Below are 26,399 nucleotides of genomic sequence, written 5' to 3'. Positions count from 1 at the left end.
CATTAATTTTTATTTAGTAACAAAAAAAGCGCTCCTTTTCAGGAACGCTTTTATAAAATCTATAAAAATATAATTATTTTTTATCCATCCATTTTCTGGCGTTGACAAAGGCTTCATGCCAAGGCGAAACTTCATCGTCTCTATCTTTTGGATAATGTGCCCAGTTCCATTGGAACGTAGAACGCTCGATGTGTGGCATCATTACCAAGTGACGTCCTGTTTTGTCGCAAAGCATCGCAACATCAAAATGCGATCCGTTTGGATTAGCAGGATAGCCTTCATAGGCATATTTAGAAACAATGTTATAATTTTCTTCACCCATTGGTAATTCAAATTTTCCTTCTCCATGCGAAACCCAAACTCCAAGTGTACTTCCCGCTAATGAAGAAAGCATCACTGAATTGTTTTCCTGTACGGTTACCGATGTAAAAATACTTTCGTGTTTGTTACTTTCGTTATGAAGCATTTTTCCGTGTACTTCATGCTCTGGATTAATTACTTCCAATTCCATAAACAATTGGCACCCATTACAGATTCCAACAGACAACGTGTCTTCTCTTTTGAAGAAATTGTCTAAGGCTGTTTTTGCTTTTTCATTGTATAAAAAGGCTCCGGCCCAACCTTTGGCAGAACCCAAGACATCTGAATTAGAGAATCCTCCAACAGCCCCAATGAACTGAATGTCTTCCAAGGTTTCACGACCTGAAATCAAATCGGTCATGTGAACGTCTTTGACATCAAATCCGGCTAAGTACATGGCGTTTGCCATTTCACGCTCCGAGTTACTTCCTTTTTCACGGATAATAGCTGCCTTAGGTTTAGGTTTTGAATTGTCGATAACTGGTTTTTTCCCTGTAAAATGTGTTGGAAAAGTATAATGTAACGCTTGGTTTTTGTAATTATCAAAACGCGCTTGAGCCGTTCCGTTCTTCGATTGTTTTTGGTCTAATAAAAACGAAGTTTTGTACCAAACATCTCTGTATTTAGCAATGTCTAATGTACAAGGACCAAAATCTAAAGTCGCTTCCTTGGTAGCGGTTCCTAATTTGTAGAAAGAAACAGTATTGGCGTTTAATTTAGATTCTACTTCAGCATCCGATTTTGCTTGGAAAACAATTCCAATATTTTCTGCAAAAAGGTATTTGATAATGTCTTTTTCTTCGAAAACTGAAAAGTCTATTTTAGCTCCCAAATTCACATCGGCAAAACACATTTCCAATAAAGTAGTAATCAAACCACCACTTCCAATGTCGTGTCCTGCAAGAATATTATTCTCTAAAATTAATTCCTGAATGGTATTGAAGGCTCTTTTGAAAAAAGCAGCGTCTTTAATCGTTGGTACTTCATTTCCAATAGTGTTCAATGTTTGTGCAAACGAAGAACCGCCTAATTTGAAATCATCTTGTGACAAATTGATGTAATAAATAGAACCGCCTTCTCTTTGTAAAACGGGTTCCACTACTTTTCTAATGTCGGTACAATTTCCACCTGCTGAAATAATTACCGTTCCCGGTGCAATTACTTCATCATTTGGATATTTTTGTTTCATGGAAAGGGAATCTTTTCCGGTTGGAATATTGATTCCCAATTCGATTGCAAAATCAGAACAACCTTTTACTGCGGCATACAAACGAGCGTCCTCCCCTTCGTTTTTACAAGCCCACATCCAGTTAGCAGACAATGAAAGTCCGTCTAAACCATCTTTTATTGGTGCCCAGACAATGTTAGACAATGCTTCTGCAATAGCTGTTCTGCTTCCCGCAACAGGATCAATTAATGCTGCAACAGGAGAGTGACCTATTGAAGTTGCAATTCCTTCTATTCCTTGGTAATCTAAGGCCATTACACCACAATTGTTCAATGGCAATTGCAAGGGTCCGGCACATTGTTGTTTGGCTACTTTACCACCTACACAACGGTCTACTTTATTGGTCAACCAGTCTTTACAAGCTACTGCTTCCAGTTGAAGTACTTGCTCTAAATACGTTGAGATGTTTTTCTTGTCGTAACTTAAATCAGTATAATTTCTTTTGATTGTTTTGTCCGTCATCACCACTTTTGGAGAACTTCCAAAAAAGTCTTCCAACGCAAAATCCATTGGTTTAGCACCTGTTGATTTTGATTCGAAAGTAAAACGGTGATCTCCAGTTACGTCTCCCACCTGATACATTGGCGAACGTTCACGGTCGGCAATTTTTTGCAATAAATCGATATTTTCCTTCGCGATAACCAATCCCATTCTTTCCTGAGATTCGTTACCAATGATTTCTTTTGCCGAAAGCGTAGGATCTCCCACAGGCAATTTGTCTAAATCAATTAATCCACCGGTATCTTCCACTAATTCCGAAAGACAGTTTAAATGTCCTCCAGCTCCGTGATCGTGAATAGAGACAATTGGATTGATATCACTTTCTATCAAACCACGAATGGCATTGGCAGCACGTTTTTGCATTTCTGGGTTCGAACGTTGGATCGCATTCAATTCAATTCCTGAACTGAAAGCTCCGGTATCTGCTGAAGAAACTGCAGCTCCACCCATTCCAATTCTATAATTTTCCCCACCAAGGATAACAATTTTATCGCCTGTTTGTGGTTTTTTCTTAATCGCCTGATCTAATTTCCCGTAACCAATTCCACCCGCTTGCATAATCACTTTGTCGAAACCTAGTTTACGGGCATCTTCTTCGTGTTCGAAAGTCAGGATAGAACCTGTAATCAATGGTTGTCCAAATTTATTTCCAAAATCAGAAGCTCCGTTGGATGCTTTGATTAAAATATCTATTGGGGTTTGATACAACCATTTTCTTTCGGTCATACCATTTTCCCACGGTCTGTTTTCGGCTAAACGAGAGTATGAAGTCATGTAAACTGCCGTTCCTGCCATTGGTAAAGAACCTTGTCCACCTGCTAAACGGTCACGGATTTCCCCACCAGAACCCGTTGCAGCTCCGTTGAAAGGCTCTACGGTTGTTGGGAAATTATGTGTTTCTGCTTTTAATGAAATAACCGAATCAAATTCTTTTATTTCATAAAAATCAGGTTTGTCAGCACTTTTCGGAGCAAATTGTTGTACACGTGGCCCTTTTACAAAAGCAACGTTGTCCTTGTAAGCCGAAACAATATCGTTAGGGTTTTCCTGAGACGTTTTCTTGATTAATTTGAACAAAGAAGATTCTTTTTCTTCGCCATCAATTATAAATTTTCCGTTGAAAATCTTATGACGACAGTGTTCTGAATTGGCTTGTGAGAAACCAAAAATTTCAGAATCCGTTAGTTTGCGTCCTAATTTAAGCGCCAAAGTGTCTAAATAATCGACTTCTTCCGGACTTAAAGACAATCCTTCTTTTTTATTGTAGGCAGCAATATCATCGATATCCAAAATAGCTTCCGGAAGTACATTGATAGTGAAAATATCTTGATTTAACTCGGCGTATTTTTGCGAAAGCATCGGGTCAAAATCCGAAAAATCAGCTGTTGCTTTGTGAAATTCTTCAATTCGGATGATTCCGGAAATTCCCATGTTTTGGGTGATTTCCACTGCATTGGTACTCCAAGGCGTTATCATAGTGGCGCGAGGACCAACAAAAAAATCCGTCAACACGGATTTTTCTATTTTATAGGAGTTGGCAAAAAGCCAGTTGAGTTTTGAAATGTCTTGAGCCGAAATTTCGTTTTGCGTTTGCACTGCAAAAACAGTTTTGCTTTGGTTTTCAAAGAAATGGATCATTGTTTTTTAGTTTGTTGTATTGCGATGCAAATTTAGTTTAAATATATAGTACGAGCAAATGTGAAAAGCAAAGACTTTAAAAAATTATTTAGGAAATGGTTTGTTTTGATACGCCCCTAAATCAGGAGGAAAAGTTCTGGTGTTTCCTGTAATATCCAACGGAATCAAATATGCCGAATTCCCTTTTTCGAAAGCGGCGGAAGCCTGGTCAATGTTGAATTTGTTTTGGGAAACCTTCAGGAATTTTGGGTCTTTATTTAAAATAATTGCTCTGTAATGTGTTGCATCCGTTTCAAATTGATAGTCTGGATTGGTCGTAAATTGATTAGAAGTATTGTCGAATTTTAAGAGACAATTATTGAATTGGTATACAAAAGCAGCACTTGTTTTTTTGTTTAAAATCATTTCATTGGAGTACGAACCGTAAATAATACAATTATTGAATGTTGCTTCGGTCAAGTCTTTTGCTTCAGGAACTGCTCCTAAAATGTAATTGCTTACCAAAACCGCCACTTGTTCAGAGCTATTCCAGTTGTTGTTGAACGTGCAATGGGTAAAGTTGTAATTTCCGCCATACGAGCAAGCTAAACTGGCTTGTCCTGCATTATTGATGACCATATTTTGGCCATTAATTTTTGCGGTCTGCGCCAAAATACCATAATTGGCTGAATTATAGATTTGGGTATTTTTTATAGTTGTAGTCGTTCCGTCGTTGTTTTGAATCAGTAATCCGATAGTTCCATTTTTGATCGTAGCATGATTCAATTGATTATTGGTACTGCCATTGGTAAGCCATATTGTTCCCCATTGTCCCGGCACATCTGAGTATTCGGGTTCTAGACGATCGCCTTCAAAAATAACTTCTTTTTCCAATTTATCTGTGGTTGAAGCTGTTCCATTTATATGTATCGATGCATTATTAGACACAATAAGACCTGAATTTGCATGAAAATGGACTCTGGTTCCCGCACCAAAAGTTGCCGTTTTCCCCGAAGGAACGGCAGCGTAACCATAAATAACATACGGTTTTTTATTGGAGAACAGCAATTCATTGCCATTTACAGGATCATTTTCATCGAGATAAAAACCATCAATTTTTTCATCGCCGATAGGGAGTGTTTCTGTTGTCCCATCCGCAAACCGTTTTGGATACAGAAAAACGGCATCCTGAATAAGCGTCACTAATTCTACTTTTTGCAAATTTTCGCCGCCATCAAACTGAATTTGGTCTGTGTATAAAAAGTCGGTTGGGTTGGCATCGGCAAGATTAGCGGTGGTTTCTATGAAAATATACAAACTGTCCTTGGCGAGAAGGTCTACATTGGTGAATATTTTTCCATTTGTTCCCTGCATTCCGTCTACTGTCATTCTATATTTAGAACTCAATCCTTTTCCTAGTTTTATGGTTGGAATAGTGATGTCATTTATGCTGTGATTGTACACTTTAAGTCGGTACGTACTGGAACCTATGTTTGTAAAAACGGTGTCTAAGTAGATAGTGTCTTTCGAAAAGGTCAAATCTCCCGTGCTGGCTACAGTCTCAAAATCAGAACGACAAGCGCAAACAGATACCAATATTCCAATAAAAAGTAGTAAAGTTATGGGACGCATTTTCGTTAGTTTTTTTGTAAAAATAGGGATTAATTTGAAAAAAAATAATTACAAAAGTCACAAAAGGAAAAGGAAGTCATAAATGAACGGAAAAACAATACTGAAAATTTATGGTCTTTTATGTATTATAAAAAGATTTAGTAATTAATCCTACAGTCTTTTGTGTTTTGAAAAGTAATAAGAAGCTTTTGTATCTTTTGTGGTGAAAAAACAAATTATTCTATAGTGACGAAAAATATATGTACAGTCTGACGCTTTTTTGGTTTAAACATAAGCATACTATTTATACTTTTACAAAAAAATAAAAATGACTTTCGACAAAGAAAAAATCCTTCAATATTGCAATCAAATTTCAAAAAACACACTGATGCAAACCCTGAATATTGAATATACTGATGCAGGAGAAGATTATTTAGTGGCTACTATGCCGGTAAATCCATCGGTGCATCAACCTATGGGATTATTACATGGAGGCGCTTCGGTAGCTTTGGCGGAAAGTGTGGGAAGTGCGGCATCGATGCTATATATAAATTCAGAACACAGTGAAGTGCGCGGAATTGAAATATCAGCGAATCATTTGAAAGCAAAACGAGACGGAATCGTAATGGCAACGGCAAGAATCGTTCACAAGGGGAGAAGCATTCATCTTTGGGAAATACGAATTACCGATGAAAAAGACAATTTGATTTCGCTTTGTAAATTGACAAATATGGTTTTGCCAAAAAGAAAAAGTGAGGACAAATAATGGATGTAATTTTAGATAAAGCCAAAAATCAATTTGCACAAAATTTACCTTTTGTATTGTATTGCAAACCCAATTCGGATATGGTAATCGGACTTTTTCAGCAAAATGATGAATTATATAAAGTTAATGATTTTACCGAAAAAGGCTTTGTTTTTGCTTCTTTTGATGGAAATCAAACCTATTTGATTCCTGAAAATCAATCCGAAATAGTTGGTGTTATTTGGGACAAAAAAAAAGTTGACGTTTTGAATAGGGAATTTAAGGAACCAAATGGAGTAACTAAAAATAATTTTGAAAGATTGGTTGCCAAAGGAATTCAAGCTATTGAAAATGACGAATTCAAGAAAGTGGTTTTATCCCGAAAAGAAATTGTTGAGTTGGTTGATTTTGATTTGGTTACGGTATTCGAAAAGTTGGTTCGCTTGTATCCCGCTACTTTTGTGTATTGTTTTTTTCATCCAAAAGTGGGAATCTGGCTCGGCGCTTCACCCGAGCAATTATTAAAAGCCAATGTAAATGTATTTGAAACAATGGCTTTGGCGGGAACTCAAAAAGATAGTGGTTCGGTGGAAATAGTTTGGGATAAAAAAGAGAAAGAAGAGCAGCAATATGTTACGGATTATATAGTCTCAGCCTTGCAAGGCGTGGCTTTGGAAGTTTCGGTTACCAAACCCTACAGCGTCAAAGCGGGAAGTATTTGGCATATAAAAACGGATATTTGGGGCGTTTTGAATTCGAACTCAACTTTGCAGCAAGTAATCAATTTATTGCATCCCACACCTGCAGTTTGTGGTTTACCCAAAGAAAAATCGAAAGCTTTTATTTTGGAAAATGAAAATTACGACAGGAGTTTTTACACTGGTTTTTTAGGAGAATTGAACAGCAGTTTTGCAACAGATTCCGTAAGTTCTAATTTGTTTGTAAATTTACGCTGTATGCAAATTGAGGTTGCTTTGGAACGCGCAATGACCAAAGCGTATTTGTATATGGGCTGCGGCATCACAAAAGACAGTATTCCGGAAAAGGAATGGAGCGAAAGCATCAATAAATCAATGACGATGAAAAAGGTGTTATAAACGAAAGTTTACACAAAATAGATAACAGAATAGTAATAATGAAAAATATGAAATTAGATATACTTGCTTTTGGTGCGCATCCTGATGATGTTGAATTAGGCTGTTCGGGAACTATTCTAAAAGAAATCTCCTTAGGGAAAACCGTGGGAATCGTTGATTTGACCCGTGGCGAGTTAGGAACGCGTGGTTCGGCTGAAATTAGAGACGAGGAGGCGAATGCTGCCGCAAAAATTCTAGGTGTTTCGGTACGGGAAAATCTGGAAATGCGCGATGGTTTTTTTGTAAATGACGAAAAACACCAATTGGAAATCATAAAAATGATTCGCAAGTATCAGCCCGAAATTGTCTTGTGTAATGCAATCGACGACCGGCACATTGATCACGGAAAGGGAAGCAAATTAGTTTCGGATGCTTGTTTTTTATCAGGATTGAGAAAGATAGAAACTACAGTTGATGGTGAAAGTCAAGATGCCTGGAGACCAAAACTTGTGTATCATTACATTCAGTGGAAAAACATAGCACCTGATTTTGTAGTAGATATTACAGGTTTTACCGATAAGAAAATCGAATCTATCTTGGCTTACCGTTCGCAGTTTTATGACGCAAATTCCAAAGAACCGGAATCGCCAATAACGAGTAAGAACTTCTTTGAGAGTCTGAATTACCGTTCACAGGATTTAGGAAGGCTTGTAGGAGTGGATTATGCGGAAGGTTTTACGGTTGAAAGATATTTGGCAGTCAATAGCTTAGGAGATTTGATATAATTTTGCTGTAATTTTTTAAAAAAATTATTTGCAGAAGTAAACTTATGTTGTATATTTGCCACCGCTAAGCAAATGGTGGTTGTAGCTCAGTTGGTTAGAGCATCGGTTTGTGGTACCGAGGGTCGCGGGTTCGAGCCCCGTCTCCCACCCAGAAAGCAAAAGCCTTGAAGAAATTCAAGGCTTTTTTTGTGGGGTAAACTTTCGTGTGATTGCTCGGTTTTATTTATTGGCTTGAATATTGTTAAAGAGAAAGCGTATACTATAAATTAGGAACTTGAAAAAGTCGTTTAGGATTTCATAAGCAAATAAATGTTTTTGAAAAATTAACACCAAATATTGGTGCCAATAGTTCATGAGTCAATATAAAGTAGGTAGTAAAAACATAAACTGAAAATTAATTCAGGAATAGACTGCCTAGTAGAGGGACATTTATGTTTGGGGAATATTTTTGTATATCTTTGAGCGCATTTATACCTGATTTTCAAATACTATTCTGCATTCAAATTTTTTAAATATCATTTAATTCATCAAATGGAAAACGAGCAAATTAATTCTAAAATTCTTAAAAGTAATTATATTCCAACTGCCGAATTTTATAGCCAGATAATAGACAGTCTGCAAGATTACTCCATTTTTACTCTTGATAATGAATTTGTAATCAACAGTTGGAGTTCAGGGGCAACAAAAATTTTTGGTTATGAACCGGATGAAATTATAGGAAAACATTTTGATATAATTTTTACTGCAGAAGATATAAAGAATGGTATTCCAAAAAATGAAATTGAAACTGCATTAAAAGAGGGAAGAGCAACGGATAATAGATGGCATATTTGTAAAGACAAATGTGAATTTTATGCCTATGGCTTAGTTTTTCCACTAACTGGAATTGATGGTCAGATGCTAGGATATGTTAAAATCCTACGCGACTTGACTGAAAGAAAAAAATCTGAAGATGCTATAAAAAAATATGTAAAAGACCTTGAAGATTTAAATACTCATAAAGAAAGTGTTCTTGCCATACTTTCGCATGATTTGAGAAGTCCATTATCCAGTATTATTGCTACTACAGGATATTTGAAATCAAATTTTGAAAGGATGGAGCCAAATACAGTTAAAGAAATGCTTGAGCTCCTTTATAAAGCATCAATAGATGAGTTAAATATGTTAGACTACCTAGTGGAATGGGCAAGAATTAAATACGCAGCAGAAGTGTTTTCTCCAAGAAAAATTGAACTGGTTCAGTATGTTCAAAAAGTTTTTGATACTTTAAATGATACCGCTTCTTTAAATACAATAAATCTTCATCATGAAATTGATGCGAATACTGAAGTCTTTGCTGATGGAAAAATGTTACTTTCCGTTATTCAGAATATAGTTTCGAATGCGATTAAACATTCGCGACCTGGAGGAGAAATTGTAGTTTCGGCAAAAACTAAAGAGGATAAAATAATAGTTCAGATAAAAGATTCCGGTGTTGGTATGTCAAAAGAAATCCAAGACAAACTTTTTACGCCACAAATGAATATACTTTCAAAAGCAAGGACAGAAAATAAAGGTGCAGGAATAGGACTATTATTAGTGAAGGGGTTTTTGGAAAAAAATGGTGGTGAAATATGGGTAGAAAGCATAGAAGGTGAAGGTTCTTCTTTTTATTTTACATTGCCAATGGAGAAACCATTACACAAAATAGATAGCGCAGACAAAATTGAGTTCGATGAAAGCGCTTAAAGAATAATTCTAAAGTTGAAGCATATAAGGATGTTACATTTATTCAAGAAAATATAACTTTAAAGTCCACATTAGTGGGCTTTTTTTTTGAATAAATTATCGTGAGAACAATTATCTCTTGTGCATTTTTGAGTTTAATTGCATTTTTGAGAATTGTAAATAATAACATAAATTAGCAGTACTTAAAAACTGTTGCTGTTGTATTTGATATAAAATCAGCTGTTTATGAGTGAAATATAATGATACTAATTGTAAAATTAAGAAATATGCCTCAAGACATTTCACCAATCATGAAGCCTGATGAACTAATAGCATTGCATCAGACAAGTGAATTAATTCTTATTGATGCCAGTAACGGTAATGGTGCTAAAGAAAATTATGGTACTGAACATTTAGATGGCGCATTGTATGTTGACTTAAACACGCAGTTAGCCAATATAAACGCGGATGTATCCATAGGAGGCAGACATCCTCTGCCAACACTTGAACAATTTTCTGAAACATTAACGAGTCTTGGCATAACGCCTACGAGTCATGTAATGGTTTATGATGATAAAAATGGTTCGAATGCAGCTGCGCGGTTTTGGTGGATGCTAAAATCTGTTGGACACCAGAAAGTCCAAGTGTTGGATGGAGGATTTCAAGCGGCTATTAAAGTTGGATTTCCTACAAGCTCAAAAACAGAATTTCCATTGAAAAAGGAACCGTATGAAATTCAAAATTGGTTGTTGCCGTTAGCAGATAATCGCCGGTCATATTCCGGGTGCCATAAATATTCCTTTTACCACTAATTTAGATTCTAATGGTTTTTTCTTATCACCTGAAGATTTGAAAAATAATTATTTAAAAGAACTTAAAGATAGAGGAGCTGAAAATGTTATCGTGCATTGTGGTTCCGGTGTAACAGCTTGTCATACGCTTTTGGCACTAGCCTACGCAGGCCTAGAAATCCCAAAACTGTATGTTGGTTCTTGGAGTGAGTGGTCTAGAAATAATAGACCAATTGCGACTTCGCAGAAAGAATAGTGGTTGGTTTTTCTGTATGTGTTAACACAACAAGAGCTTTGAATTCCTTCAAAGCTCTTGTTGTATCAGGTTTGCACAAGGGATAGCAGTGGAAATCCTTTAACACCCTGTCAGGGTTCAAAACCCTGACAGGGTGTTAAAGATTGCAACGTATAGCCCGACCCGCTTTTTTCGGCGGGATGTGCCCTAATGCTAAAACTATTTTTTATCGACTACAGGGCGATTTTCTCTGTTTGCCAATTCCCAAGCGATTACAAAAGCAAGTTGAGTTCTTTTGGCCAAAGCATCAAATTCAATTTTGTCGACTTCGTCTGTTTTTTGATGGTAATCAGCATGTACTCCATTGAAAAGGAATACGGCTGGAATTCCATGTTTTGCAAAATTATAATGGTCAGAACGCTCATAAAAATGATTTGGATCTTTAGGGTCGTTGAATTTATAATCTAAATCCATTTTGATATACTTGGCATTTGCGATGGTACAAATGTTATCTAAATCCGTTGATAAACGATCCGCGCCTATTAGATATACATAATTATTTGTATTTGCATGTGCCTCGTCACGACGGCCAATCATGTCAATGTTGATGTCGGTAATTGTGTTTGCGACTGGAAATAAAGGGTTTTCCGAGTAATAACGGGAACCATGTAATCCATGCTCTTCACCTGTTGCGTGAAAAAACATAATCGAACGTTTTGGACCATGACCTTCTTTTTTGGCAGTTTCGAATGCTTGTGCAATTTCCAGTAAAGCAACTGTTCCGGAACCATCATCATCGGCACCGTTGTATACTTCTCCATCTTTTATACCTACGTGGTCGTAATGAGCCGAAATAACCAAGACTTCTTCTGGTTTTTCGGAACCTTCAATGAATGCCCAGATATTCTCTGAATCGTCTAATTTTTCGCCGTATTTTTTATTCATGAATTCAGCAGGAACTTTCTGGTAATACGATGTGGCGCCTTTAGGGAAAGGAATGTTATTTTTCTTGTATTGATTGATAAGATAAACACCAGCTTTTTTCTGACCTGCTGAGCCTGTTTCGCGTCCTTCCATGGAATCAGCCGCTACAATATAAAGATGTGTTTTTAAATCACTGGCTGTAATGGTATTCATGTATTTTGTAGGCTCAACAGCGGTTACACTCTTTTTTTGAGTCGTACAACTGATGCTTAAAATCAAAAGCAAACTTAATAGGGATATTTTTTTCATGATATTTAATGTAAATTAAATCTAAAATTATTTTTTCAAAACTTCATTCAAGAAAACTTTGAAATGTTCAAAAGAACGTTTGTTTGCTTTTTCATTATAGGCAGCTCCTTTTGAAGTGTCATTTCCTGCATCTGGATCTGTGAAAGCGTGTACGGCATTAGCATAATAAATCATTTGCCAGTCTGCTTTTGTATCTCTCATTTCTTGTTGGAATGCAGTTATTTCTTCTTTAGATTCATACGGATCATCAGCACCGTGGCAAACTAAAACTTTGGTAATTATAGGTTCAGTAGGACGGGTAGCATCTTTTCCTAATCCGCCATGAAAGGAAACCACGCCTTTTATATTTAAGTGGGCACGAGCCGCTTCAAGTGCTCCCGTTCCACCAAAACAATATCCCATTACGACAATATTATTAGGATTTGCGCCAGATTTAATTAATTGTTCTAATGCTAATGAAATTCGTTTTTGGTATTCCTTGTAGTTGGTTTTGTAAAATCCTGCTTTTTGACCTGCTTCGGCATTGTTTTTTGGATAGTTTCCAGCACCATAAATATCGGCAACAAAGGCATAATATCCTAATTTAGCTAAAGTTTCTGCGGTAGTTTTTGCATGTTTATCAATTCCTTTCCAAGCCGGAAGAATTAGAATGCCTGGTTTTTGGAGGCTTTTTTTCATTGGCTGAATTTGGAATCCATTCAAAACCTGAGCGCCATCACTATATTTTACTGGTTTCAGTTGAGCAAAAGTGCTATTTGAAAACAAGACAAATCCTAAAATAAACAAGGCTATACTTTTCATATTTTTATTTTTTAAACAAATATCTAAATAAATTGTGATTTTTGTATATAAACACCCTTTTTTTGATTTTTTTATAACAAAAAATAATTACTTGAATTATAAAGTTATGTTACGTTTGAAAGCGCAGCCTAATTCTATAATTGAATCCGTTTTTGAAATTCCAGGAATATTATCAATTTTTTCATACAGGATTTTTCTCATGTGTTCATGGTTCTGGGCTACTATTTTGATATAAAGAGTAAAAGAACCGGTAACATAATAGCATTCCGTAATTTCAGGAATGTTCTTTAATTCATCGATAATTCTGTTGGAATCTTGGTCTTTATTTAAGGTGATACCGGTAAAAGAAGCCCAGTCGTACCCAATTTTTTTTTCGTTGATAATGGGTTTTATTCCTGCCAGAATTCCTTGCTCTGTCAATCGATTTACCCGCTGATGAACCATAGTATTGGATATTTTTAGCGTAGTGGCAATAGCTGAAAATGCCATACGACCATCTTTTTCTAATTCTTTAATGATATTGATATCAAATTCATCTAATGCATCCATGAAGTTTATTTTAAATTGAAAAGGTATTTTCTACTATTTATAAAAGTAACTATTATTTCTCATCTAATTGAAAGTAAAATTACAAACCTATACCCGTAGTGCATTATAAAAAAGTTGCTCATTACACTAAAAAATAGTATATTGTATTGACTACCAATCAAATACATTATGAGCAACTTTGAAGTAAATTACAAATTAATTTTAAATGAATTACAAAAATTAGAGTTTAGTGATAATTGTTATTTCAAACCTATAAAACCAAAACTATCTGATTTAGAATTGGTTGCAATTAATATTACAGCAGAATATTTATCAATAGATTCTGAATATCAATTATTTAGAAATTTGAAAGGGACTTATTTGTCTGATAAAATTGAAAGAAGTGTTTATAATAAACGAAAGAGAAAGTTGTTCAATTGGATGGAAGAAATTAGAAAAGAATTAGCCTTGAAATTAAATAAATTTGAAGATTATTATGTAGTTGATTCGATGCCATTAGAGGTATGCAAATTATCTAGAGCAACACGTTCAAAAATATGTAAAGAGATTGAAAATGCAATACCCAATAGAGGATATTGTGCTTCTCAAAAAAGTCATTTTTATGGTTATAAACTTCACGCAGTTTGCTCTGTTGCAGGTGTTTTTCAAAATTTTGATATAAGTCCCGCATCGGTTCATGATATTCATTACTTGAAAGATATTAAAACACAAATGACTGATTGTGTATTGCTTGGAGATAGAGGTTACTTGTCTGCTGAGATACAATTAAATCTTTTTGAAACAGTAAATATAAAATTAGAAACTCCAATGAGAGCCAACCAAAAAAACTATAAAACCCAAGCTTATATTTTTATGAAATCCAGAAAAAGAATAGAAACTTTATTCTCTCAATTGTGCGACCAATTTATGATTAGAAGGAATTATGCTAAATCTTTTCATGGTTTTAAAACAAGAATATTAAGCAAATTATTCGCTTTAACAATGGTTCAATATCTAAACATGTTCGTGTTTGATAGAAACATAAATAATTTGAAAATCAATTTAATTTAATAATGCACTACGGGTAACCTATATTGTTTAATGACTTATTTTCGTACAAATAAAAGTGATTATTTATTTTTAGATGATTAAATTAAGTCAAAATTATCATTTTTTGTTGTAAAATAAAAAATATTATATATTTTTGTTTAAAATTTTTATTAAATAACAAGTCATGAAACAATCACATCAAGCACTTTCTTCAAAATCTGAAGCATTTATAGAAAAAGAAAATAAGTATGGCGCTCATAATTACCATCCTTTACCGGTAGTTTTAGAAAAAGGGGAAGGCGTGTATGTTTGGGACGTTGACGGAAAAAAATATTATGATTTTTTGTCGGCTTATTCGGCGGTAAATCAAGGACATTGTCATCCAAAAATTGTTGCAGCAATGGTAAAACAGGCGCAAACATTGACATTGACTTCTCGTGCTTTTTATAACGATCAATTAGGACCTTACGAAGAATTTATAACAGAATATTTTGGTTTCGATAAAGTTTTACCAATGAATACTGGTGCAGAAGCAGTGGAAACAGCTTTGAAAATCTGTAGAAAATGGGCGTATGAAGTAAAAGGAATTCCTGAAAATCAAGCACAAATCATTGTTTGTGAGAACAATTTCCATGGAAGAACGACTACGATTATTTCGTTTTCCAATGATGAAAATGCGCGTAAAAGTTTCGGTCCTTTCACAGCAGGATTTATCAAAATACCATATGATGATATCGAAGCATTGGAAAACGCTTTGAAATCAACTAATAATATCGCTGGTTTCCTAGTGGAACCTATTCAGGGAGAAGCCGGAGTTTATGTTCCAGCCGATGGTTATTTGGCGAAAGCCAAAGCGCTTTGTGAACACTATAATACTTTATTTATAGCTGATGAGGTGCAAACAGGAATTGCACGTACCGGAAAATTATTAGCCGTACATCATGAAAATGTTCAACCTGACATTTTAATTTTAGGAAAAGCGATTTCAGGTGGCGTTTATCCAGTTTCGGCAGTTTTGGCGAATAATGCGATTATGAATGTCATCAAACCAGGGCAGCACGGTTCTACATTTGGAGGAAATCCAGTGGCTGCAGCGGTTGCTATTGCAGCACTTGAAGTGGTTCGTGATGAAAATTTATCGCAAAATGCCGCTTATTTAGGCGTTGTTTTAAGAACAGGCCTTAACGAAATTGCTTCTAGAAATCCTCTAATTACATTAGTTCGAGGTAAAGGATTGCTTAATGCGATTGTTATCAATTGTGATGAAGACTCGGATTTGGCTTGGGATATTTGTATGAAATTCAGCGAATACGGTTTATTGGCAAAACCTACACACGGAAATAAAATACGTTTGGCACCGCCATTAGTTATTACTGAAACTCAAATTCATGAGTGTCTTGGAATTATCGAAAGAGCATTAAATGATTTCAGATAATTTAATTGTCATGGAAAAAGCAATAAAATTAATCAAAAACCGGTCTGATATCGGTGCTGGAACCCGAGGTTCGGATTTAGGGATCGATGCTATTGAAATAGCCGCAATTAATCAAGACAGCGACTATTTTAATCAATTTGAGTTTGAGGATGTGAAAACGCATAACGAATCCATTTATGATAAAAACCGAAGCACTTCTGCCAAAAGGATTGAACATGTTGTGGAGCAGTGTACCAGAGTTTGTCATACGGTAAAGAAAAATCTGGAACAGAATTATTTCCCCATAGTTTTATCAGGAGATCATTCCTCAGCGCTAGGAACTATAAGTGGTATAAAAGCGACTTATCCGGAACAGACCTTAGGAGTGATTTGGATTGATGCTCATGCTGATTTGCATTCGCCTTACACATCACCTTCGGGAAATATTCATGGCATGCCATTATCGGCGGCTCTTGCGGATGATAATTTAAGTTGTCAGAATAATGAAGTGCCTCTTGAAACGCAACAGCATTGGGAGAAAATGAAAAATATCGGTAGTGAAGGTGCTAAAGTAATGGCTGAAGACATTATTTATTTTGGTGTTCGAGATACCGAAGAAGCCGAAGATAAGCAGATTGAAAAGTTGCATATGAGGAATTATAAGGTTCATGAAGTGCGCTATAGAGGACTTCAAATTTGTGTTACTGAAGCTTTGGCAGAGCTAACGAATTGTGACATGATTTATATTTCTTTTGATGTGGATTCCATGGATTGTGATATGATTTCCTATGGGACAGGAACTCCGGTACCAAAAGGGTTTGATCAATACGAGGTCATTGCAATTATTAACCAGATTATCGAAAGTAAAAAGGTGGTTTGCCTCGAATTTGTAGAAATAAATCCACTTTTGGACACTAAAGGAAACAAGATGGCTGAAACGGCTTTTGAGGTTTTGGAGGCAGTAACTTCAACACTTATTTTACCTATTGAATAAACGTATCTAATAATTAACGTATGCAAAGAAGCCCAAAATCTACAATTAGATTTTGGGCTTCTTATTTTTTAATAAAATTTTAAGTAATATAAATCTCAAAGGATAATAGAATAACTATGATCTTTTACATCAGTATACTACACTCTATTTTATAATATTCAAATATTTACACAATAAATAATCCTGCAATAGCAACTGCTTGTTCCGTAGTCAAAGGTTCATCGTAGGATTCTGATCCTGCGTTTGCACCAAATAATGATGATGTGTTGTAACCTGCTTGAATGATATTTTCTTCACCATTGTAGACTGCTTGCGTTGCCTCAGGCATTCCTGCTCCTCTTTGATTTAATGTAATCCATCCTTTAAGACCACGAAGTCTTCTTACTTCGGAGGCATGACGTGCTTCCACAGAATGAATCTGTAGTGCTGCTGTCAACAAATCTGGAGCAGACATTAAATTAGTGGCCTGGCCTTTATAAGCTCTTACACCTGTATCTTCAAAAGCCTGAGCTAAAGCTAAAAATGTAGGATAATGATTAAACGGATCGAAAGCTCCATTGACGGTAAAATCAAAAGTTGGTTTCTCAACAAAATTTGGACTTCCAACACCTCCTAAACCATTAATCAAAAAAGTAACGTGATCGGTTTCATGGTCTGAAATCTGCATGAAAATTTTTTCATCTCTTCCTCCGGTAGGAATTACACCAGATTCTAATCCCATGATATAATACTCTTTTTCAAGATATTCTAATGTTAATGCCAGCTGTAATGCTCCTATAGGGTTGCTAGGAGTAGGTTTTATTTTTCCAGCATAAGCCACATTTGTTAGTGATGAAAGCCCAAATGGAATTGAGGCTAATGCTAAATTTTTCCCTAATTGACTTATTTTTCCAAAACTATCTCTTCTTGATCCTTTACTTTGCATTAATTCGTCATTAGTAAAAGACGCTATAAATTTTAATATGTTCATAATTTCTAATTTTTTAATGTTTTTTGTATTACGGTAAGTATAAGGCCGTGAAAGTAGTTGTGATAAATCCTGCTGCAATTGTAATAACTTCTGATGGGTTTTTCTTTACATCAAGTCCTGTAGTAGTATCAACAACATCATCTCCTGCAAAATCTTTAGAATTTGGATTTATTAAACTCCTAATTGCAGATGCGTGTCTTGCTTCTACAGAAACTATTTTACCAGCTAGAAGTAAATAATCTGGATTGCTAATTAATCTTCCTGCACCATTGTAGGCTGCTACACCTGTGTCTTCTAGTGCTTTGGCAGTAGCTAATACCTGGGAACGACTGCTGAAATTTAAACTTCCATAATTAAATTCTAAATCAGGCAGTAACTGTTTTTTTGGATTAGGAAGAGCTCCAGTCAACGCTGTTTTAAAGAATTCGCGGTGAATTACTTCATGATAGTACAGATCCTGTAGCACTTGTTGATCTTCAGCTGTAAAATTGCTTGTGAATCCACTTGCATTTACAACTTTGGTATAAAAATCTGCTTCTAATTGTTCCAGAGCATAGGCATATGTCAATATACCTAAGTCGCCTGCACCTAAATCAAACACACCATCTTTTGTTCCTGGAAAATGACCTTTTCCATATTTAGATGTAAGGGCGGTACTATTTGGACTAAGAATTAAATTGTCGTCATTGTTACAACTAGATAATAATAAACCAGTACTCAAAACGGTAAGACCGCTAATTTTGAGGAATTCCCTCCTGTTTTTGATAGAAGAATTCACTTCTTTAATCTGTACTACATTTTTCATAATTTAAACATTTAAAAAGTTATTAATTGTGTTAATAAATGACTTAGTAGGTGTATTATATTTGAGGGTATTTTCTGAGATGAGTGTTTTACAAGTTTTATTTAATAGTTATTAAGTAATTTCGATGACAATCCCAGTTAAACAATAATTGATTAACATTAGTAAATTTAAATCGAGCAGGTTGGTTATTTTTAAAACGGTTTTTTTTTGAGGGGTATAAAATTAATAAAAAAAATCAACATAATTAAAGTAAGTATCTTAAATTCAAAAAGTTATGATTTTTTTAGGAAAATGCTTGCTAATATATTGAATCATCTTTTTTTGCTTTATGATTTATGTTTTTGGATTATAATAGGGTTAAGTTTCTTTTTTAAATATCCTATTTCTGGACTGGATAAAAATCTGTAAAAAATAATTCTCAAAATATTTTCAAGATTTTAGGATTTCTTTTTTACGGATTTTATAGATTTGGTATTGCTTTGTTCATTTTTTAATAAATAAAACGGTTTAAATCTTGCTATATTCATTTTGCATGCAATTATAGTTAATTGTTGGTTCAACTTCACATATTTACGTATATTTGCAATAAGTATTTTTACTTAGTTTTATTCAAAAATGTATGATACAAGTGGACCAAGCCTTATCGATTATTGCAGAAAATAGTTGCAAGATGCCTATTAGAAAAATTAAAGTGATTAAATCACTTGGTTTTATTTTGGCGGAAGCAATTTATTCTCCAATGGATATGCCGCCTTTCCGTCAATCAGCGATGGATGGCTACGCTTTTATGCATGGTGAATTGCAACAGTTTAACGTGGTTAGCACTTCACAGGCAGGTGATTTTTCGAATAAGAAAATAAAGAAAGATCAGGCGGTTCGAATATTCACTGGAGCTTATGTTCCAGATAATTTGGACACAGTTGTCATGCAGGAACATACTGCGGTTAAAAATGAAACGGTTGAAATTACCAAAATGCCTGACCGTTTTGCGAATGTCAGAAACAAAGGTGAGCAAATAAAAGAAAACGAACTTGTACTTGAAAATAGTACGGTAATTACTCCGGCAGCTATAGGGTTTTTAGCTTGTTTGGGAATTACGGAAATAACAGTTTATGCCAAACCAAAAGTAGCAATTGTGGTTACTGGAAACGAATTGGTAAAAGTGGGCAAAAAATTATCGGAAGGAAAGATTTACGAAAGTAATTCCATTATGCTTGAAGCTGCCTTGCAGGGAATTGGGATTAAAAAAATAGAAACATTTCGGGTAAAGGATAATTTGAAAGCAACAAAAAGAGTTTTAAAAAGTTGTCTTGCTTCTTTTAATGTTGTGCTTGTTTCCGGTGGAATTTCGGTTGGGGATTATGATTTTGTCAAAGAAGCGCTTTTGTCTAATGGAGTAGAAGAGTTATTTTATAAAATTAATCAGAAACCGGGAAAACCGTTATTTTTTGGAAGAAAAGACAAAACGATAGTTTTTGCTTTGCCTGGAAATCCAGCTTCGACATTGACCAGTTTTTATATTTATGTTCATCCGGCGCTAAAAATAAATATGGGTTTTGAAGCGATTCATTTGCCAAAAATCAAAAGAAAAATAACTACCCAATTTGAAAACACATCAGGGAAAACTTTATTTTTGAAAGGTTTCTATGATGAGGAAAAAGTTACGGTTTTAGAGAGTCAAAGTTCTGCCATGCTAAATACTTTTGCAGTAGCGAATGCATTAATTTGTTTGCCCTATGATGTGGTAAATATTGAAAAAGATCAGGAAGTAATGATTATACCAGTAAATTAATAGATTAAAGATGTCAATAGTAAATAATGATTTTTTGATTTTATTCGGCGTATTATTAGCGGTGGTTGCGTTTTTGTATTCTAGCGTAGGACATGGTGGTGCATCGGGATATTTAGCATTGATGGCGATTTTTGCATTCCCTGTTTCGGTGATGAAGCCTTCTGCCTTATTGCTTAATTTGTTTGTTTCAGGAATTTCTTTTTTCTTTTATTACAAAAAAGATTTTTTCAAACCCAAACTGTTTTATCCTTTCGCGATTACTTCGGTACCAGCGGCTTTTATAGGCGGAATGATTCCGTTAGAAAATAGTTTTTATAAAATATTGTTAGGAATCGTATTGATTCTGGCGGCGTTAAGATTGTTCGGTTTTTTTAATTCGAAAGAAGCAGAAAGCACTAAAATAAATATTCCGCTAGCTATGGCAATAGGTTTTGGAATAGGTTTGTTATCTGGAATGTTAGGAATTGGTGGTGGCGTTATCCTGAGTCCAATCATTTTATTATTGGGTTGGGCAACGTTAAAAGAAACAGCAGCCATTTCAAGTTTATTTATTCTGGTGAATTCTATTGCAGGACTTTCGGGCTATTTTATGGGAGACAAAACGTTTCCAACAGAAAGTTTTTATTTAGTTCCAATAGCTGTTTTCGGAGGAATGTTAGGCGCCTATTACGGGAGCGGATATTTTTCCAATAAAGTGTTAAAATATGTGCTGGCCACGGTAATCCTATTAGCGAGCGTGAAGTTGATTGTTTAAATCAATAAACTAAAAGTATGCAAGTATCGATTCTTTGTGGAGGAAAAAGCAGCCGAATGCAATCGGAAAAAGGTTTGGTATTGTACCAAAACAAACCTTTTATCGAGCATATTATTGAAGCGGTTTTGCCAATATCGCGTAACATTCAATTGGTTACCAATACGAATGATTACGATTATTTAGCATACAAGAAAGTAAAAGATATAATAGCAGATAAAGGACCTTTGGGCGGAATATATACGGCACTGGTTCATTCAGAAACGGAGATGAATTTGATATTGAGTTGCGACATTCCAATGATTTCTACCGAAATACTATTGGAATTGATTGAAAATCATGGTACAAATTTTGATGTTTCTGTTTTTAAAGATAATGATCGGATTCATCCTTTGATAGGAATTTATTCTAGAATAGTAATACCTGTTTTAAAAAAGGCAATTGATGATAATGATTTGAAAATGATGCGCTTCATTTCAAATGTAAAACATCAATTGATTCCGATTCCGAATGCCAAAAGAGATCTGTTTAAAAATATAAATTCTGTTGCCGAGTTAGACGAATTGAATACCAATTTATCCTAGTTAAAATGAAAAATTCAAATACACCAAAATTGACAATCGTAGGGGCAGGTCCCGGAGATGTGGAGTTAATCACTTTAAAAGCAATTAAGGCATTGGAAAGTGCTGATGTTGTTTTGTATGATGCGCTTGTAAATGAAGAGTTGTTGCAGTATGCGACCCATGCAGAAATCATTTTTGTTGGAAAGCGTTTTGGTTGTCACGCGTACAGTCAAGATCAAATTAATGAATTGATTGTGACGATGGCTAAACGTTTTGGTCATGTCGTTCGATTGAAAGGCGGTGATCCATTTGTTTTTGGAAGAGGAAGTGAAGAGATAGAATATGCTCAAAAATTTGATTTGGAAACCGCTATTGTTCCAGGAATTTCATCTGCTTTAGGGGTGCCGGCGTCTAATGGAATTAGTCTGACACAAAGAAGAGTAGCCGAAAGTTTCTGGGTAATTACCGGAACTACTTCGGATCATAAATTATCTAAAGACGTATCTTTGGCTTCTCAATCATCAGCCACAGTGGTTATTTTGATGGGAATGAATAAATTGGACGAAATTATTTCGATTTATCAAAAGAACAGAACCGATGATTTGCCTGTTGCCATCATTCAAAACGGAACAAAAGACACGGAGAAAAAAGTGGTAGGAACCATAAGTTCTATAACGAAATTAGTCGAAGAGCAACAACTTTCCTCTCCTGCAATTATTGTCATTGGTGAAGTGGTGCGAAATGCTTCAAAATTAACGACTTATTTTCAAGAGGAATTATCAGAAGAGGAGTTTATTTTTCAAAATTTAAATTTAACGGCATGATAGCAGTAAAATATTTTGGCGCCATTGCTGAAAAAACCAAAAGTCAAGGAGAAGAAATTTCTTTTTCTGATTTACCTTTACATCAATTATTATCATCATTAGAGCAAAAGTACCAATTGAGTCAACTTTCTTTTAGTGTAGCAATTAATCAAAAAATAGTACAGGATACAGCAAATTATATTCTGAAAAGCAATGATATTGTTGCTTTATTACCACCATTTGCTGGAGGCTAGAGATTTTTGATTTCAGATTAACGATTGTTGATTGAAGATTTAAAAAAAGTTAGCAATTCAGTAATAAATTTTTTGATTTTTTTTACTAAACCATAAATTTATGGAAACAGCACGATACAACCGACAAATTATACTTCCAGAAGTAGGTATTAATGGGCAACAAAAACTGCAACAGGCCAAAGTCTTGATTATTGGTGCCGGGGGATTGGGTGCGGCTGTTTTACCTTATTTGGCTGCAGCCGGAATAGGGGAAATTGGTATTATTGACGATGATAGAATCGAAGTGAGCAATTTGCAACGCCAAGTGATTTACAAAAGCAGCTCGGTGGGCAAAAGTAAAGTGCTGGAGGCAGCAGCAATGGCTTTGGACCTCAATCCTTCTATAAAAATAATTGCAATTACTGAAAAACTAGACTCGAAAAATGCAATTTCGTTATTCGAGCAGTATGATATTATGGTTGACGCCACGGATAATCTGAATACGAAATATTTAATTAATGATGCGTGTTGCGTAACCAATAAACCGTTTGTTTACGGTTCTATTTATAAATTTGAAGGGCAGGTTTCTATTTTTAATTATGAAAATGGACCCACATACCGTTGCTTGTTTCCAGAGGAAGCCAGCGAAGTTAGGAACTGTAATGATGCGGGGGTTATGGGAACATCGGTTGGAATCATCGGTATGTTTCAAGCGAATGAAGTATTAAAAATGGTTTTGGGAATAGGGGAGTTGTTATCTGGTAAATTATTGGTTTATAATATGTTGAATAACGAACAACAGAAGTATGATTTTTCAAAAACAGACACAAATACGATCGATACAGTAGCTTTCGAAAATAAATATACCTCAGTTGAAAGTGCAACTATTGAAATCAGTGCTGCTCTTGCATTGGAACAAATGCATCATCCGGAAGTTGTTTTTCTTGATGTTCGAAATTCAGAGGAGTATCCAAAAATAACAATCAAAAATGGGCTTCAAATTCCGTTGGATTGTTTAGAATCTGCATTGCATCAGTTGGATATTAATGCGGAATTATTTGTTTTTTGCCAATCCGGAATTAGAAGTAAAAAGGCGGTTGAAATCCTTAGAAATAATAATTTTGCGACTGCCAAAAGTATTGCCGGTGGTGCGAAAGCATTAGATGAAATTCTGCATAAAGGAACGGTTTCTGTTTCCTAAAATATAAAAATAAAGATCATGAGTAAGAAAACTGTTTTCATTCAGGGACCAATTTCTTCGGAATTTATAGGGCAGTCGATTGAGAAACACCAATCGAAAACCACTATTGGTGCGCACAATATTTTTTTGGGTCAAGTCAGAGCCGATGCAATTGATGGTCAAACCGTAGCTGCAATTGATTACACCGCTTACGAAGAAATGGCTGACGAAGCACTGAACGTGATTAGAGAGAAAGCGTTCGCGCAATTCGATTTGATTTGCATGCACATTTATCACAGTTTGGGCGTGGTTAAAGCGGGAGAAATCTGTTTGTTTGTCTTTGTTTCGGCAACCAGAAGAAAGCAAGTGTATGAAGCCACGGAAACGATCGTGAATTGGATTAAAACAGACGTACCTATTTTTGGTAAAGAAATATTTGAAAACAGTACTTTTACCTGGAAGAAAAACACGTTATAAATGGTTGATATCACACATAAAATAAGTACGCTCCGAACAGCAACAGCAAAGGCAACAGTAATTGTGAGTCTTCAAGCCACTATTGATGCCGTTGTAAATAATCTGGTTCCTAAAGGAAACGTACTAGAAATGGCCAAAACGGCGGGTTTATTTGCAGTGAAAAACACGCATTTATCCATTCCGGATTGCCATCCTATCCCTATTGAATTTACATCGGTGGAATATCAAATCAACGAATTGAGCATTGATATTATTTTCAACGTGAAAACGGTTTACAAAACCGGAGTTGAGGTCGAGGCGATGCACGGTGCCTCCATTGTGGCGCTTACGATGTATGATATGCTCAAACCAATTGACAAAAATATTGAGATTTCAACCATTAAATTAATCAGTAAAGAAGGCGGAAAATCGTCTTTCAAAAATAGATTTCCATCCGCCATTAAAGCGGCGGTTTTTGTTTGTTCCGATTCTATTTTTGCAGGAGATAAGCAAGATCGTTCCGGAAAAATAATTGTTGAAAAACTGGAAATTAGCGGAGTCGAAACTACGCATTACGAAATCATACCGGATGAAATGGATGTGATTCAAGAGCGAACTAAAACTTTCGCAAAAGAAAATCAATTGATCATTTTTACTGGAGGAACCGGGCTTTCGCCAAGAGATGTTACACCGCAAGCATTGGAACCGTTATTAGAAACCAGAATTCCGGGAATTGAGGAAGCCATACGCAGTTATGGGCAACAGCGCATGCCGTATTCAATGCTTTCCAGAACAGTTGCAGGAACTTTAGGGAATACTTTGGTATTGGCTTTACCGGGTTCAACCAATGGCGCTAAGGAATCCATGGATGCTATATTTCCTCATGTGCTGCATGTTTTTCATATTTTAAAAGGCAAAAATCATGACACCAAATAATGCTGTTTTAACGGATGATTTTGGACGTAAACACAACTATTTGCGTATTTCCTTAATTGAGAAATGCAATTTGCGTTGTACCTATTGCATGCCTGCTGACGGAATTGTATTAAGTCCAAAAGCAAGCTTGATGACGGCTGACGAAATTCACGCCATCGCCCAAACATTCGTCAATAATGGTGTTGATAAAATTAGACTTACCGGCGGAGAACCGTTGTTAAGAAAAGATTTTCCTGAAATCATAGCCAAACTGGCTTCACTTCAAACCGAGATTTCCATAACTACAAACGGAATTCTGATTAACAAGCATATAGATGTTTTAAAGCAATTTAACGTCAAAAAAATCAACTTGAGTTTAGATACTTTGGTTGCTTCAAAATTTCATTCGATTACGCTTAGAAACCAGTTTCAGAGTGTAATTGATAATTTACATTTATTGCTGAACAATGATTTCAAAATCAAGGTAAATGTGGTTTTGATTAAAGGATTCAATGACGATGAAATCATTGATTTTATAAAACTCACCGAATTTTTACCGATTTCGATTCGGTTTATAGAATTCATGCCTTTTGCAGGAAATGAGTGGGATAGAAGTAAAATGGTTTCTCAAAATGAAATTCTGGATCAGGTGCAAAATCATTTTCCGGAATCCCATTTAGAGAAATTAGAAGATGAAAAAAATTTTACTGCAAGAGAATTCAAAATAAAAAACTACTTGGGAAGCTTTGGGATTATCAGTTCGATAACCAATCCTTTTTGTGATGGTTGCAACAGAATTCGCCTTACAGCAAACGGGCAACTAAAAAACTGTCTGTTCTCCAACTCCGAAACAGATTTACTGACGCCTTTCAGAAATGGCGAAGCGATAGAAGATTTGATTGCTTTTGCTATTAAAAACAAAAAGAAAGTTCGGGCAGGAATGACTACTATCGAGGATGTAAACAATCCCGCTTTGAATCAAGATAACCGCAGTATGATTGCAATTGGCGGTTAATTTACGCTTTTTTTTTAGGAGCTAATCCCGTTATTCGTTACAACCCATTTGCTCTCAAACCCTTTTTCTTTGCGCTGGCAGGAGCTCCCTGCGGTCGCTCTGCCACCACCAGAAAAAGTGGTTCTCCACCTGCATCCGGTTTTCACTGCTACCGGGGCTAGGGATTTTGTGCAAAAAGACCGTGAATGCGATTTCCCGTAAAATCCCAGAACGGAAAGGGATTACTTTTGAAAAAGACAT

At 35.4% G+C, this 26,399-nt stretch carries 23 protein-coding genes, 1 tRNA gene and 1 pseudogene; 18 read left to right on the top strand and 7 right to left on the bottom strand.

Annotated elements, in window-relative coordinates; genetic code table 11:
- Positions 1-73: 73 nt before the first annotated feature.
- Together purL and ACNQGG_RS04405 are read right to left on the bottom strand one after the other, a co-directional pair.
- A complete protein-coding gene (purL, locus tag ACNQGG_RS04410) occupies positions 74-3,727 on the bottom strand; it encodes a phosphoribosylformylglycinamidine synthase (RefSeq protein ID WP_417961821.1) in 3,654 nt (1,217 codons plus the stop codon).
- Between the two features lie 84 nt (positions 3,728-3,811).
- Positions 3,812-5,338 carry a hypothetical protein gene (locus ACNQGG_RS04405; protein ID WP_417961820.1) on the bottom strand — a complete coding sequence of 509 codons (1,527 nt, stop codon included), beginning with the start codon at positions 5,336-5,338 and terminating at the stop codon, positions 3,812-3,814.
- Between the two features lie 307 nt (positions 5,339-5,645).
- Here ACNQGG_RS04405 and ACNQGG_RS04400 point away from each other — a divergent pair, with 307 nt between their 5' ends.
- From ACNQGG_RS04400 to ACNQGG_RS04375, 6 genes and pseudogenes are all read left to right on the top strand, one after another.
- Positions 5,646-6,083, top strand: coding sequence for a PaaI family thioesterase (locus ACNQGG_RS04400; RefSeq protein ID WP_417961819.1), 438 nt, complete (start codon positions 5,646-5,648; stop codon positions 6,081-6,083).
- Entirely contained in the window at positions 6,083-7,159 is a 1,077-nt protein-coding gene (locus ACNQGG_RS04395) for a chorismate-binding protein (RefSeq protein ID WP_417961818.1), read from the top strand. The genes ACNQGG_RS04400 and ACNQGG_RS04395 overlap by 1 nt, the downstream gene beginning before the upstream one ends.
- 47 nt (positions 7,160-7,206) lie before the next feature.
- Positions 7,207-7,923, top strand: coding sequence for a bacillithiol biosynthesis deacetylase BshB1 (bshB1, locus tag ACNQGG_RS04390; protein ID WP_417961817.1), 717 nt, complete (start codon positions 7,207-7,209; stop codon positions 7,921-7,923).
- 74 nt (positions 7,924-7,997) lie between these two features.
- Positions 7,998-8,073, top strand: a tRNA-His gene (locus ACNQGG_RS04385).
- 381 nt (positions 8,074-8,454) lie between these two features.
- Positions 8,455-9,651: a PAS domain-containing sensor histidine kinase gene (locus tag ACNQGG_RS04380; RefSeq protein ID WP_417961816.1), complete on the top strand. Its 1,197-nt coding sequence runs from the start codon at positions 8,455-8,457 to the stop codon at positions 9,649-9,651.
- A gap of 266 nt (positions 9,652-9,917) precedes the next feature.
- Positions 9,918-10,677 (top strand): annotated as a pseudogene (locus ACNQGG_RS04375) (sulfurtransferase).
- A gap of 198 nt (positions 10,678-10,875) precedes the next feature.
- On the opposite strand, the gene ACNQGG_RS04370 reads toward ACNQGG_RS04375, so the two are convergent.
- From ACNQGG_RS04370 to ACNQGG_RS04360, 3 genes are all read right to left on the bottom strand, one after another.
- Positions 10,876-11,889, bottom strand: coding sequence for a M28 family peptidase (locus tag ACNQGG_RS04370; RefSeq protein ID WP_417961815.1), 1,014 nt, complete (start codon positions 11,887-11,889; stop codon positions 10,876-10,878).
- Positions 11,890-11,916: 27 nt separating this feature from the next.
- Entirely contained in the window at positions 11,917-12,690 is a 774-nt protein-coding gene (locus ACNQGG_RS04365) for a dienelactone hydrolase family protein (protein ID WP_417961814.1), read from the bottom strand.
- A 96-nt stretch (positions 12,691-12,786) separates the two neighbouring features.
- Complete coding sequence (locus tag ACNQGG_RS04360) at positions 12,787-13,239, bottom strand: Lrp/AsnC family transcriptional regulator (protein ID WP_417961813.1); 453 nt, start codon at positions 13,237-13,239, stop codon at positions 12,787-12,789.
- Positions 13,240-13,407: 168 nt separating this feature from the next.
- On the opposite strand from ACNQGG_RS04360, the gene ACNQGG_RS04355 reads away from it, so the two are divergent.
- The 3 genes from ACNQGG_RS04355 (at position 13,408) to ACNQGG_RS04345 (ending at position 16,676) form a co-directional block, all read left to right on the top strand.
- Complete coding sequence (locus tag ACNQGG_RS04355) at positions 13,408-14,289, top strand: IS982 family transposase (protein WP_417961812.1); 882 nt, start codon at positions 13,408-13,410, stop codon at positions 14,287-14,289.
- 163 nt (positions 14,290-14,452) lie between these two features.
- Positions 14,453-15,703: an ornithine--oxo-acid transaminase gene (rocD, locus tag ACNQGG_RS04350; protein ID WP_417961811.1), complete on the top strand. Its 1,251-nt coding sequence runs from the start codon at positions 14,453-14,455 to the stop codon at positions 15,701-15,703.
- Positions 15,690-16,676, top strand: coding sequence for an arginase (locus ACNQGG_RS04345; RefSeq protein ID WP_417961810.1), 987 nt, complete (start codon positions 15,690-15,692; stop codon positions 16,674-16,676). The genes rocD and ACNQGG_RS04345 overlap by 14 nt, the downstream gene beginning before the upstream one ends.
- 166 nt (positions 16,677-16,842) lie before the next feature.
- Here ACNQGG_RS04345 and ACNQGG_RS04340 read toward each other — a convergent pair whose 3' ends face one another.
- Entirely contained in the window at positions 16,843-17,646 is an 804-nt protein-coding gene (locus ACNQGG_RS04340) for a ferritin-like domain-containing protein (RefSeq protein WP_417961809.1), read from the bottom strand.
- 28 nt (positions 17,647-17,674) lie between these two features.
- Complete coding sequence (locus ACNQGG_RS04335; RefSeq protein ID WP_416858034.1) at positions 17,675-18,451, bottom strand: ferritin-like domain-containing protein; 777 nt, start codon at positions 18,449-18,451, stop codon at positions 17,675-17,677.
- Between the two features lie 619 nt (positions 18,452-19,070).
- Between ACNQGG_RS04335 and ACNQGG_RS04330 the strand changes: the two genes are divergently transcribed.
- From ACNQGG_RS04330 to moaA, 9 genes are all read left to right on the top strand, one after another.
- Positions 19,071-20,243 (top strand): molybdopterin molybdotransferase MoeA, encoded by a 1,173-nt coding sequence (locus ACNQGG_RS04330; protein ID WP_417961808.1) that lies wholly within the window; start codon positions 19,071-19,073, stop codon positions 20,241-20,243.
- Between the two features lie 10 nt (positions 20,244-20,253).
- Positions 20,254-20,997: a sulfite exporter TauE/SafE family protein gene (locus tag ACNQGG_RS04325; RefSeq protein WP_417961807.1), complete on the top strand. Its 744-nt coding sequence runs from the start codon at positions 20,254-20,256 to the stop codon at positions 20,995-20,997.
- Positions 20,998-21,014: 17 nt separating this feature from the next.
- Positions 21,015-21,578: a molybdenum cofactor guanylyltransferase gene (locus ACNQGG_RS04320; protein WP_417961806.1), complete on the top strand. Its 564-nt coding sequence runs from the start codon at positions 21,015-21,017 to the stop codon at positions 21,576-21,578.
- Positions 21,579-21,583: 5 nt separating this feature from the next.
- Positions 21,584-22,381, top strand: coding sequence for a uroporphyrinogen-III C-methyltransferase (cobA, locus tag ACNQGG_RS04315; protein ID WP_417961805.1), 798 nt, complete (start codon positions 21,584-21,586; stop codon positions 22,379-22,381).
- Positions 22,378-22,614, top strand: a complete 237-nt coding sequence (locus ACNQGG_RS04310) for a MoaD/ThiS family protein (protein ID WP_416858039.1) — start codon at positions 22,378-22,380, stop codon at positions 22,612-22,614. Before cobA ends, ACNQGG_RS04310 begins: the two co-directional genes overlap by 4 nt.
- A 100-nt stretch (positions 22,615-22,714) precedes the next feature.
- On the top strand, positions 22,715-23,794 hold the full coding sequence (gene moeB, locus ACNQGG_RS04305) for a molybdopterin-synthase adenylyltransferase MoeB (protein WP_417961804.1): 1,080 nt from the start codon (positions 22,715-22,717) through the stop codon (positions 23,792-23,794).
- Between the two features lie 18 nt (positions 23,795-23,812).
- On the top strand, positions 23,813-24,250 hold the full coding sequence (locus ACNQGG_RS04300; RefSeq protein WP_417961803.1) for a molybdenum cofactor biosynthesis protein MoaE: 438 nt from the start codon (positions 23,813-23,815) through the stop codon (positions 24,248-24,250).
- Complete coding sequence (gene moaCB, locus ACNQGG_RS04295) at positions 24,251-25,165, top strand: bifunctional molybdenum cofactor biosynthesis protein MoaC/MoaB (protein WP_417961802.1); 915 nt, start codon at positions 24,251-24,253, stop codon at positions 25,163-25,165.
- Positions 25,152-26,159 carry a GTP 3',8-cyclase MoaA gene (moaA, locus tag ACNQGG_RS04290; protein ID WP_417961801.1) on the top strand — a complete coding sequence of 336 codons (1,008 nt, stop codon included), beginning with the start codon at positions 25,152-25,154 and terminating at the stop codon, positions 26,157-26,159. Before moaCB ends, moaA begins: the two co-directional genes overlap by 14 nt.
- The last annotated feature ends 240 nt before the right edge of the window (positions 26,160-26,399 follow it).

Origin of the sequence: Flavobacterium esculini (genome assembly GCF_048284325.1) — a bacterium.
Lineage (GTDB): Bacteria > Bacteroidota > Bacteroidia > Flavobacteriales > Flavobacteriaceae > Flavobacterium.
This window is presented reverse-complemented; position numbering and strand designations above follow the sequence as displayed.